The sequence below is a fragment of the Treponema socranskii subsp. socranskii VPI DR56BR1116 = ATCC 35536 genome (assembly GCF_000468115.1).
Taxonomy (GTDB): domain Bacteria; phylum Spirochaetota; class Spirochaetia; order Treponematales; family Treponemataceae; genus Treponema_D; species Treponema_D socranskii.
Genome location: NZ_AVQI01000055.1, coordinates 1 through 10,961 on the forward strand (window position 1 = coordinate 1; position 10,961 = coordinate 10,961).

General features: G+C 51.4%; 8 protein-coding genes. 4 read left to right on the forward strand and 4 right to left on the reverse strand.

The features are described 5' to 3' along the window. Window positions 1-19: 19 nt before the first annotated feature. Window positions 20-847 carry an outer membrane lipoprotein-sorting protein gene (locus tag HMPREF0860_RS07190; protein WP_021330247.1) on the forward strand — a complete coding sequence of 276 codons (828 nt, stop codon included), beginning with the start codon at window positions 20-22 and terminating at the stop codon, window positions 845-847. Window positions 848-908: 61 nt separating this feature from the next. Next, entirely contained in the window at window positions 909-2,450 is a 1,542-nt protein-coding gene (locus HMPREF0860_RS13265; protein WP_021330259.1) for a hypothetical protein, read from the forward strand. Between the two features lie 130 nt (window positions 2,451-2,580). Here the strand turns inward: HMPREF0860_RS13265 and HMPREF0860_RS07205 are convergent, their stop codons facing one another. From HMPREF0860_RS07205 to HMPREF0860_RS07215, 3 genes are read right to left on the reverse strand one after another with little or no spacing between them, the layout of a single operon-like run. After that, complete coding sequence (locus HMPREF0860_RS07205) at window positions 2,581-3,753, reverse strand: ABC transporter substrate-binding protein (RefSeq protein ID WP_038082330.1); 1,173 nt, start codon at window positions 3,751-3,753, stop codon at window positions 2,581-2,583. Window positions 3,754-3,809: 56 nt separating this feature from the next. Next, the gene (locus tag HMPREF0860_RS07210; protein ID WP_021495630.1) at window positions 3,810-4,940 is read right to left on the reverse strand and encodes an ABC transporter ATP-binding protein; all 1,131 of its coding nucleotides are present in this window, start codon (window positions 4,938-4,940) and stop codon (window positions 3,810-3,812) included. Between the two features lie 2 nt (window positions 4,941-4,942). Further along, on the reverse strand, window positions 4,943-6,808 hold the full coding sequence (locus tag HMPREF0860_RS07215; RefSeq protein WP_021330236.1) for an ABC transporter permease: 1,866 nt from the start codon (window positions 6,806-6,808) through the stop codon (window positions 4,943-4,945). Between the two features lie 365 nt (window positions 6,809-7,173). On the opposite strand from HMPREF0860_RS07215, the gene HMPREF0860_RS07220 reads away from it, so the two are divergent. Both HMPREF0860_RS07220 and HMPREF0860_RS07225 read left to right on the forward strand, forming a co-directional pair. Beyond that, window positions 7,174-9,630, forward strand: a complete 2,457-nt coding sequence (locus tag HMPREF0860_RS07220) for an ATP-dependent DNA helicase (protein ID WP_021495629.1) — start codon at window positions 7,174-7,176, stop codon at window positions 9,628-9,630. A 118-nt stretch (window positions 9,631-9,748) separates the two neighbouring features. Beyond that, window positions 9,749-10,471: a lysophospholipid acyltransferase family protein gene (locus HMPREF0860_RS07225; protein WP_021495628.1), complete on the forward strand. Its 723-nt coding sequence runs from the start codon at window positions 9,749-9,751 to the stop codon at window positions 10,469-10,471. 143 nt (window positions 10,472-10,614) lie between these two features. Here HMPREF0860_RS07225 and HMPREF0860_RS13975 read toward each other — a convergent pair whose 3' ends face one another. Then, window positions 10,615-10,788, reverse strand: a complete 174-nt coding sequence (locus HMPREF0860_RS13975; protein ID WP_021330258.1) for a hypothetical protein — start codon at window positions 10,786-10,788, stop codon at window positions 10,615-10,617. Between the last annotated feature and the right edge of the window lie 173 nt (window positions 10,789-10,961).

A 10,961-nucleotide genomic window follows, 5' to 3' on the forward strand; every position in this document is an offset into this window, starting at 1 on the left:
CTCTTTATAGGAGGTATATATGAAAAAAGCATCGCTTATTAAAATCACTTTTGCGGCGGCGGCTTTCGCCGCAGCGGGAGCGGCATTTGCCGAAGACGGGCGCGCTGTTATCGAAAAGGTACTCAACGTAAAAAAGCCCGCCTACAATCATTCCCTTATTAAAATGGATTTGATTGCAAAAAACGGTTCGATCGAAGAAAGCCGCGAAATCGAAGAATACGGGCGGCACAACGCACAGACGGACACGTCGGACGTCGTCATCATTTTCAAAAACAGTACGAACAAGGGCAATATCAATACACGCTTTCTCCAAATGGAAAAGAAAAACGCCGACGACGACAAATGGATCTACCTCCCGGCGCTCCGCAATACGCGCCGCGTCAATTCGAGCGAAGGCGATAAATCGTTTACCGGAACGGATGCAACCTACGACGATATGTCGACGCGCGAACTCGACGACGACACGCATGAACTGCTGAAAGAAGAGCAAAAAAACGGCTTCAACTGCTACGTCGTCAAATCGACTCCGGTAAACGCGTCGAAAGCGCAGTACAAATACCGCATCCAATGGATCGATAAAGCGACCTACGTTCCGGTGTACGCGGAAATGTACGATAAAAAAGACGGCTCGCTTTTAAAAGTGCTCACCGTAGAAAAGCTTAAAAACATCGGCGGCTACAATATCCCCATGTCGAACGTGCTCAAAAACGTGCAGACGGGTCACTCGACGCGCATCGCGATCACGCAGCGGAAAGACGCAAACGGAAACGCGCTTGACAACATCGTCCTCGATAAGCCGATCCCCGACCGCGTATTTACTCAGAGCTTTCTCAACACGGGCAAATAAAGGCTGCAGTGAAATCGGCAACGGTAAAAATTATTAATAATTAAACAAAGGGGACACGGATATGAAAAAGACAAAAGCCATTGCGGCGCTGATCGGTGCACTGTGTTTTATACTGCCCTATTTTGCGCACGCGCAGGATGCGCTCGATTTCGGAAACGCGGATTTCGAAAGCGATGTGTCCGACGATTTCGGCGGCGCATCGCAGGACGGCAAAAGCGCGGGACTCAGCATCGGAGGCGAAGCGAAAATCGATTTCCGCTATTACGTCGACAGCAGGAACTCGGACGGCAACAATAAATCGTTTTCCGATTGGGATACGTATATCAAACCGAAAGGGAAGATCGAACTCGCATACGAAGGGAGTAAAACGGAAGCCGACGTAACATTCGCGTTCAACAAAGATGTCATCGCCGACTACCCCTTCGATATCATCGATGAGATGACGCTCCGCGCGTATCTCGGAAACTTCGTGCTCGAAGGCGGTAAAATGAAAGTCGTCTGGGGCAAGGGCGACAAACTGCACGTGCTCGACAACTTCAACGCGAACGATTATACCGATTTTATCATCCCCGACTACATCGACAGGCGCATTTCCGAACCGATGGTGCGCCTCGTGTGGAACGCGCCGAAAGATGTCGGCATCGTAAACAGCCTGCGCGTCGAAGGCATCTACGCGCCGTTTATGACCGCCGATCGTTACGGAAGCGGTATGTGGCAGCCGGCTGAAATGAGCGCGCTGAAAGCAAGTGTGACGGCGGCAGCGGCGGGTGTCATCAAACACAAATTTCCAGGCGGCATTACCGGTACTACCCCTCCCCCAATCATAGTAAAATATATGACAATGCTTTCGCACGCAAATTCGCTCGCCGGCAATAATTTTTATCCGAACCTGTACCGGCTGAAATACGGACAGGCGGGAGTGAGAGCGACGGCGACGCTCGGTACTTGGGATGTGGGGCTTTCGTACTATACGGGGCGCAGCAAAAAGGCGTCGGTCAATGCTGCAAAGCTGCAAAGCTATGTTCAAAATTATCTTTCAACCGGAAATGCCGCCGAGGGCGACACATTCATCGACTACGACCGGCTGCACGTCTTCGGCGCGGAAGGAGCGAAAACCTTCGGCGGATTCAACTTCCGCGCGGAAGCGGCGTACACGATGACAAACGATTTTTCCGGCAGCGACGCGGCGATTCGCAATCACTCGATCGGCTGGGTGTTCGGATTCGACAAAGATCTGCCGCTCAGTAACCTCAACGTAAACGTACAGACGATCGGAAGCTGCGTGCTGAACGACGGCGGCGTGCGCGATAACGGCGCATACGACGTCGACTACAACGCGAACGCGAGCTACACGAACGATAAAATCGTCGTAAATATTTCCGACAGCTGGAATCATGAAAAGATCAAACCGGAACTGCGCATCATCTGGGGTATCGAACGCGAAGACCTCATCGTCATGCCGCAGATAAGGTGGAACGTCGCCGACAGCTTCGACATCATCGCGTCGGGCTTATTTATCCACACGTTCGATGCGGACAAAAGCGAATTCCCCGCCTTCCGTCACAACAGCTTTGTGCAGCTGGGAATGAAATACAGGTTTTAAAAAATAGGATAGCAAACAAGGAAGCCGGAGCTGTCCCGGAAGTTATTGAAAACTTCGTAAAGGACAGCCCCGCGCAAAGTACGCATGCGGCGCGCAAAAATCGATATGCGATCTTTGCACGATCCGCAGTTTAGTTTCTGTGCGCGATCCAATAATCGCGGACGGTTTCGATATTGTTGTAGATATAATCGAAATCGATGTCCCACAGCGGAATATCGGCGAGCGGAATATTTCCTTTCGCCGACGGATTTTCGGGACGCACCGACCACGAACCGAGGGAAACGAGCGGCTCATAGCCCTTCCCTTTTCCGTCTTCGCCTCCCATCCAAAATTTAATAAAAAGCTTTGCGGCGTTCGGATGTTTGCATTCGTTCGCGATCGCGATAAAGTTCAGCGCGGGAATGCCGTTCGACACGTGCATGGTCTTCGGACCGTAATTGATTGCGTAACCGTCACGCTGCTTTCGAAGCTTTACGGAAGACGCGTAGCCGACCGGCGGATTTTTTTGACCCTTTGCGCCGACGAGTTCGATAACTTCATCGGAACCCTTTGCGATGATCGGCGAGTTTGCGAGAAAGCGCTTGATAAAAGCATATCCCGCGTTCGGCTCGTCTTTTGCAAGCTGATTTTTTTTACCGAACACTTTTTCGTAATCGGCAGCCATTTCGTCCGCATGCTGCACCATAGCCGTAAGCGGAGCGCAGTAAGCGTCGTTGCTCGCCGCGTCCTGAAATACGACGCGTCCCTTCCATTCGGGCTTCGTAAAATCCCACCACGACGTAATCGGACACGTTTTATACACTTCGATATTGTAAAACCACAGATTGAGTTCGAGCATGAGCGGAGTGAGCGTCATATAAGAAGCCGGAACGTTTTTGAAAATCGATGCAGGCTGATAGTTATGCAGCATGCCTTCGGAAAACATTTCATACGTGTATTCGCCGACCTGCTCTTTCGAATGCAAAATATCCACCGTGCGGATGCCCGATTTATATTCGGTTGCGAATTTTTCTTTCAACGTGCCGGAAGAAATATCGTATACTTCCACGTTGATGCCGGGGTACGCTTCTTTAAAAGCGTTTGCAACTTTTTGCGTACGGCTCGAAATCGTATAAATGACGAGGGAGCCTTCCGCTTTCGCTTTTTGATAGAGTTCGTCGACGCTTTCGTCTTTGTCGAGTCCGTTGTCCCTCGCCCACTTCGCTTCTTGGCTGTTCGATTTCGTTTCGGTTTGTCCCATCGAAAATGCGGACGAAAACATCGCCGCCGCCAACAGCATCGCTACCGCAATCTTTTTCATCATATACTCCTATAAAAATAATTAATTAATTACAATATCCGATAATTACATCGATACGATCAATCGCTTTCGCCTTCGACGGATTTTTTTACGAGAACGCCGGACGACGCGTCGAACACGTTGATCTTTTCGGGGGCTATAGCCGCGTAAACCGTTTCATCGGCTTTGTAGTGACGGATACCGAGCCGCTTTGCAAGGAAAGATTCTCCGGCGACGGAAAGGCGTATGAGCGTTTCGCTTCCCGCAGGCATGCTCGAATACACGCGGCACTCGACGGCGCCCTTGGAGGCCGTGCGGGAAACCGTCACTTCTTCCGGCCGAAAGCCTATCCTGCAGTCGAATGTTCCGTCGGGAATCTTATCGGTGCAGTCGCTTTTTTGAAATGTGAAATTTCCGAATGCGCTTTCGACTTCGAGCCCCGCTTCCGTCCGCTTCGCTTTTCCGCCCGTGAGATTTATTTTCGGATTTCCGATAAATTCCGCGATGCGCACGCTTGCAGGATTTTGGTATAAGCTCATAGGACTTGCAACCTGTTCGATGTGCCCGTTGAAAAAAACGGCGATGCGTGTCGACAGCGTGAGCGCTTCCACTTGATCGTGCGTTACGTAGATGATCGTCGTGCCCATCTCCTCGTGCAATCGCTTCAGTTCGCTGCGCATATCGACGCGGAGCTTTGCGTCGAGATTCGACAGAGGTTCGTCGAGTAAGAGGAGTTCGACCGGCGTTGCGATAGCGCGGGCAATGGCGACGCGCTGCTGTTGTCCGCCTGAAAGCTCGGACGGATAGCGCCCCGCATATTCGCCGATCTGCATGCGGCTGAGCGCGTTTTCGACAAGCTTTTTGATTTCGTCTTTCGGCGTATGCTTTACGCGAAGACCGAAGGCGACGTTATCGAATACCGTCATGTGCGGCCACAAAGCGTACGACTGAAATACGAGATTTAAGCCTCTTTTTGCAGGATGTGCGAAAAAACTTTCGGCCGCGTTTACGATGCGCTCGCCGTCCATAACGATTGAGCCCGACTGCGGTTTTTCGAGCCCCGCGATAACGCGCAGCGTCGTCGTTTTGCCGCAGCCCGAAGGACCGAGCAGCGTCATAAACTCTCCGTCTTCGATCGTCAAATCGACGTCTTTTAAAACGCGGTTCGTTCCGTAATATTTGTTGATGCCGGTCAATACGATTTTGCTCACGTCTAGCCTCCGAGCCCGCCGGCAATATCGGCGTGGAAAAATTTATTTGCGATCCAATAGAATAAAAACACGAGGATAAAAAGCACGATTGCGACGGCACTCGCCGGCTGTTGAAAGCCGTTCGTCGAATACGTGTACGCCATATACGGCAGCGTCGCCTGCGTCGGCGTCATGAGGATGACGATTAAATCGAGCTCCTTTGCGATGCTTATTAAAATGAGCATGAGACCGCTCATAAAACCGTTTTTGGAAAGCGGAAACACGATTTTGAAAAAGCGCGTCAAAAAATTCGCACCCGCGATCTGCCCCGCTTCTTCGAGTTCCGTGCTTATCTGGAGCATATTGGACGTACCCGCGCGGGAAGCAAAGGGCAAATGTTTTACGATCGAAACGAGAACGAGCACGGCAAAGGTACCGTACAGCGACGGAATGAGCGTCAGCGGATGTCCGAAAAACGAAACGCGGGTCGGAGATGCGAACATGGCAAGGTACATCGCACCGAAAGCGATCGACGGAATGAGGTACGGGATAAACACGAGCTGTTCGACGAGCTTTCCGCTTTTTAAATGCCTGCCGCGCGAATTGATATAGCCGATGACCTGTCCGCAGATCGTCGCGATGACGGCCGTCCACGCGACAAGCAAGAGCGTATTTTTGACGAACATCCAAAACTGCGGCGATTTGAAGACGCCGGGAAGTCCGTCGGAAATCAAGGGGTCGCTTTCGCCGAGCCAGTGATGCAGCGTAAAATTCGAAAAACTGTAATCGCCGGCTTGGAGCATAAAGGTTTGATAAAGCAAAATGCCGAGCGGCAGTATGACGGCTACGGCCAAAAACGCGGAGAGTACAACGACCGTCGGCGCTTTCCACGAACCGAGCGAAAGCGGCGTCGAGCGGCCGCCCTTTCCGCCGATCGTCGCATAGGATTTCCGCGAACCGATGAGCTTTTGATTGACGAAGATGTTTACCGACGCGATGAGGATAAGCATAATGCTGATCGCAAAGCCCGTGCCTTTTTGCGATTGAACGGTCGCATAGAGCGAGGTCGAAATCGTATAGTAGCCGACTTTGAGACCGAGAAAAGACGGAACGCCGAAAGTGCCCATCACTTTTGAAAAAGTCAATATGACGCTCGAAAGGATGGCCGGAAGCACGAGCGGAAAGGTGATCTTCCTGAGCATAAGCCCCTTCGACGCGCCGACGATCTCTCCCATCTCTTCGAGTTCCGAATTGATCGAACGGAGAGCTGCGGAAACGAGGAGATACGCATAGGCATAATAATGTATGGAAAGCACGAGTACGATCGGAAGCGGCCCGTAGGCAAGCCAGTCGGGAGCGTTGATGCCGAAATAGCTTAAAAAGCCCGCAGCTCCTCCTATCGTTTCGTTACGGAACACGGTGAGCCACGCCATGGATTTGCACCACGACGGCAGCATATACGGTACGATCACCGCAAGCGAAAAAAATCTTTTTGCCGGCAGATCGGTACGCACTAAAAGCCACGCGACAAGAGAGCCGATGAGAATCGAAAGCGCGCTCGTACAAACGGCGATGACAAGGGAATTGCGGAGCGGAATCCAAAAGAGATTGCGCGAAACGTCGCTTGCCAAAAGCCGCTTCCAATAGTACAGCGTAAACTGACCTTCGAGCGCACCGCGCACGCGACGGAGGTCGGTTTTCGCCATCGTAAGCGTCGTACCGATCATCTGCACGAGAGGCACGACGATGAGATAGCATAAAATCGCTACGGAAACGAGCATGATGATATTGTACGGATCGGTAAAATAATTTTTTAGACGATTTTGCAGCCGCCTCCGCCGGGAAAAGGACGGAAACGGCTCATCGGCATCGTACAGTGCAGGTCGCATCACATACTCCAATAGAAAGCGAAATCACTCCGGTATGACATTTCCGGTATCGGACGCAGGATAATGATACAAAAAACGCGGTTTATGCAAAGCAAAACCGCGATAATGTAATCGATTGATATAAGTCTATAGCACATTGTACGAAAAGTCAACACAACGCGTTGCATCACGTTAAATCTAGATGAAGATTATTGCAAAGGAACGAGTAGACGCAAAAGTCATAAAGAAATATGATGCGGCTAAGACTCTCTGCCGAAAGCTGATAGTTACGGTTAGATTTTTACGTGAGGAAATACGGGGACGACATAATCGTTGTTTTGCAGCGATGCAATTTCATATAGTTGTAAGCGTTCCGGACGGAAGTGATGGACAGCCGAAAATATTTTTCAGATTCAGTTATCGATGAGCTCAAGCGCGCCGTCGAAGAAGCGGGAGGGAACGAAGTGTTTTTTACCGGCGATATCGATTCGTCGGGGATCGTCGTTTCGGTAAAAGTCGGCGCCCGCGGCAACGAGAGCGAAGTTCCCATAAATCAAAATGACGTGCGAGAATGCGCGGTTCTCATCCACAATCATCCGAGCGGATACCTCGAACCTTCCGACGCGGATATGGCGGCCGCTTCCGCCGCCTCCGAGCGCGCGCAAGGTTTTTACATCATCGACAACAGCGCTTCTCGAGTCTACGTCGTCATGGAAGCGGTCAAACCGAAATCGATTAAAAAACTCGATATCGATGCGGTATCTCTCTACCTCGAAAACGGCGGCCCGCTTTCCGTCCTGTCCGAAAATTATGAAGAGCGCCCCGTGCAAATCGCTCTGCTTCGAAGCATCGCCCGCTCCTTCAATGAAAATTCGCTCGGCGTATTCGAAGCGGGAACCGGCGTCGGAAAATCCTACGCTTATCTCATCCCCGCGATGCTGTGGGCGTCTTCGAACGGCGAGCGCGTCGTCATTTCCACGGGCACGATTAATTTGCAGCAACAGCTGTGCGAAAAAGACATTCCCGCGGCGGAAAGAATAATCGGAAAAAAGTGCAAAGCCGTTCTCGTCAAAGGGCGGCAAAATTACGTGTGCCTCCGCCGCCTTTCGGACGCGGGAAGCGAAAGAGAGCTTTTCGGAGACGATACGGAAACCTTCGATGCGATCGCCCGGTGGGCTGACAAGAGCGCGACGGGAAGCAAAAGCGATTTGCCCTTTATGCCCGGAGAAAAGATATGGTCGCGCATAAAAAGCGAAAGCGATGCGTGCATGGGGCCGCGCTGTCCTTTTTACACGCAGTGCTTTGTCATGAAAGTGAGAAAAGAGGCTTCTTCTGCCGATATCGTCGTCGTCAATCACCACTTGCTTTTCGCCGACATCGAGTCGCGCATGAGCGGAGCGGGCTGGGACGATCAGGCGGTTTTGCCGCCGTATCGTCACGTTGTATTCGATGAAGCGCACGGTATCGAAAACGCGGCGACGAGTTTTTTCAGCGGCACGGCGAACCGATTTGCGCTTTTGCGTCAAGTAAATCTTTTGTACCGCAGCCACAAAAATTCCGAAGCGGGATATATCTGCACGCTTGCGATCCTGTCGTCGAACGAAGAGCGCGCGGCGGATGCGAGCGGAATCGTGAGCCGCGTTAAGTCGGCGATTGCGGATTTGGAAACTGCGGCGGGAGATATATTGCAGGACGATTACACGATCCGCCTCTCCGATGCGACTTCTCGCGATTTCGGGCCGCTTCTTTCTCTTGCCGCTTCCCTTGCGTCTTCTCTTTCATCGCTTATCGCCCTCGTAAAAGAATTGATGGAAGGCATCACGGACGAGGACAAAGCGGCAGGCGCGTATTGGGAAGCGAAGCTCGTCGTTCGCAGGCTCGAAGCGGCTTTGCTTTTGTTCAACGACTTTACGGCGTGGGATGAAAAACGCGATTCGGTATTTTACTTGCAAAAAAAATATCTTCCGAGCGATGCGCTTTCGGCAAAAGACGAAGATCGGCAGTACACGCTGTTTACGAAAACGCCGCTCGACATCGCGCCTCTTATGAACACGGGCGTATTCGAACCGATGCAGTCGGTCGTGTGTACGTCGGCGACGCTTTCGATACACAAAAATTTTTCGTGGTGGATGCGGCGGACGGGCGCTTCATTTGCCGACGAAGATCGCATCCTTACGGGAGATTTTCCGTCTCCGTTTCCGTATAAAACGAACCTGCTTTTTTCCGTTCCGTCCGACGCCCCTCTTCCCGAAAACGCCGTCGACTTTCAGCGCTTTGTCGTGTCGGCGGTGAGCCGCCTCGTTTCGGCTGCACGGGGCAGGACGCTTGTTCTCTTTACATCCTACGATATGCTCAAAAACACTTTTACGGATGCGGCTCCCTTTCTTTCGAAGTTCCGACTTTTAAAGCAGGGCGACGACGATGCTTCCCGCCTCCTCGATGCGTTCCGTGAAGATATCGGAAGCGTGCTCTTTGCGACCGATTCGTTTTGGCAGGGCGTCGACGTGCCCGGCTCCTCTCTTTCGCAAGTGATCATCGTAAAGCTGCCGTTTTCCGTACCGAACGATCCGGTCTTTACCGCCCGATCCGAAGCCGTCGTAAAGCGCGGAGGAAGCGCGTTTATGGAACTCAGCGTTCCCGAAGCGGTGATCAAATTCCGGCAGGGATTCGGACGCCTTATAAGACGGAGCGACGACCGCGGCTGTGTCGCACTCCTCGACAAACGCATCTACGAAAAGCGCTACGGCACGATATTTTTAGGCAGCATACCCGAATCGAAACGCCTTTACAAAGATCTCGATACGATTGTCGCGGAGACCGAGCGCTTTCTGACAAGGGACTAGGGCTGTCAAAGAAGTAACCGACTTTTGAGATACCCATCCCCTTCTATTTGACAGCTGGGACTTTTCATTATATTATGATGCCATGTCGAGCCTTGTCACACTATGCTGCCTGTTCGGAATGGTAACATTGCCGTCCATCGGCAATATCATTTTGTATCCCATATCTAAAAAAGCGAGCGCCGTTCTTTCCGATTATATCGTGCGTACGGTAGCTCCGCGCTTGTTTTCGATTTTATCGTGTTACAAGCATTTTCGTTTTATCGGCGACAAGCGGCGTTTTCGCGAACTTCCGCCGCAGTTTATCATCATTTCGAATCATCAAAGCCTTTTCGACATACCCTGCTATATGAATTATTTTCGCGATAAAAGTCTGCGCTTTGTCGCAAAGGCGGAGCTAGGCCGCCATATTCCGCTTGTATCGGAAATGCTGCGCTCACAGGAGCACTGCCTTATCCCTCGAAGAGCAAGTCCCGTAACGGCGATGAAGACGATCGAAGATTTTGCAAAGCGCGTGCTCGCTCGCGATCAAATTCCGGTGCTCTTTCCCGAAGGCTCTCGCACGCGGAACGGAAACGTCGGAAAATTTTATTCCGCGGGATTTCGAAAACTCGCCGAAGCGACGGGGCTCCCCGTCGTCGTGTGCGCCCTCGACGGCGGCTGGGAGATCGGCAGGCTCCGCACGATCATGACGAATTTAAAAAACGGCAGCTATAAAGTGACGATTGTAAAAATCTACGATGCGCCGAAAACGAAAGAAGCGCAAAACGCGATTTTGGAAGAAGCTCCGCGCTTGATTCAAACTCAGCTCGACACATGGAGAAGCGGCGGAAGCGCAAATTGACGCATGGCGGAGCCAATAAAGCCGTCGTTTCGGTTAATCGGTTAAATAAAAAAACCGCACCCGTGAGTGCGGTTTTCGCATTGTAAAAATCAACATACCCGACGCAAAGTGCAGGGGCATTAATCCTCCGTACGAATAAAAAATCATTTAAAGTCTTTCGGGCGCCGCTCCGTCCGCTTGCACTTAGAACATTCCGCCACGTTTTTAATTTTTCCCTTTTCGAACATAGTCTTCATTATGATTTCTCCGCCGCAGTCGGGACACATAAATTTATGCGTCGCAACCGATGTACGGGAGTTTTTACTTGTTCCGGCCATAACATTCCTCCAAAACGAATTTTTTTAAATATAACGATAAAACGGCGCTCTGTCAATTATGCGGAAAAAGCGGAAAAGCGGCGGAGCAAACTTCGCCCGATGCACGGATACAGCGCGAACGACCACTGCTCGGATTTTGCTCTTGTAAGTCGGAAGTCGAAAAACGCTCAACG

Bases quoted from the DNA above. Each gene is read 5' to 3' on its own strand.
- HMPREF0860_RS07225 (WP_021495628.1), top strand. From the start codon at position 9,749: ATGGTAACATTGCCGTCCATCGGCAATATCATTTTGTATCCCATATCT.
- HMPREF0860_RS07205 (WP_038082330.1), bottom strand. From the start codon at position 3,753: ATGATGAAAAAGATTGCGGTAGCGATGCTGTTGGCGGCGGCGATGTTT.
- HMPREF0860_RS13975 (WP_021330258.1), bottom strand. From the start codon at position 10,788: ATGGCCGGAACAAGTAAAAACTCCCGTACATCGGTTGCGACGCATAAA.
- HMPREF0860_RS07190 (WP_021330247.1), top strand. From the start codon at position 20: ATGAAAAAAGCATCGCTTATTAAAATCACTTTTGCGGCGGCGGCTTTC.
- HMPREF0860_RS13265 (WP_021330259.1), top strand. From the start codon at position 909: ATGAAAAAGACAAAAGCCATTGCGGCGCTGATCGGTGCACTGTGTTTT.
- HMPREF0860_RS07220 (WP_021495629.1), top strand. From the start codon at position 7,174: ATGGACAGCCGAAAATATTTTTCAGATTCAGTTATCGATGAGCTCAAG.
- HMPREF0860_RS07215 (WP_021330236.1), bottom strand. From the start codon at position 6,808: ATGCGACCTGCACTGTACGATGCCGATGAGCCGTTTCCGTCCTTTTCC.